The sequence below is a fragment of the Pseudoalteromonas sp. SG44-1 genome (assembly GCF_014164315.1).
GTDB classification, from domain to species: Bacteria; Pseudomonadota; Gammaproteobacteria; order Enterobacterales; family Alteromonadaceae; genus Pseudoalteromonas; species Pseudoalteromonas rhizosphaerae.
The window spans coordinates 1-245 of sequence record NZ_JACJEW010000318.1; the positions used below are offsets into that span (position 1 = coordinate 1).

The following is a 245-nucleotide window of genomic DNA, read 5'->3' on the forward strand; positions in this document are numbered from 1 at the left end:
TGTGTTTGTTGTGCGGTAATAACGTCATCATCATTATTATCACGCTCAAAGTTGAGATTAAATTGACCTTGGCGATTAATGGTAAAAATAGCGCGTGTCCAGTTTTCTGGTTGGTGTTGGGTGGCATTCACAAATAGGGTGTTGAATAAACCGACTATCTCGTCTGTCACGGTAATCGGCTGTTCGCTTGCATCGGAAGCAGTTTGATAATGCGCTTTGCATTCAAGTACGCTTTCATCTTCGTA

At 42.0% G+C, this 245-nt stretch carries 1 protein-coding gene; it reads right to left on the bottom strand.

The window, feature by feature from the left end:
- The coding region (locus tag H5187_RS24280; protein ID WP_182798543.1) for a DUF600 domain-containing protein at positions 1–245 on the bottom strand (245 nt) is incomplete at both ends.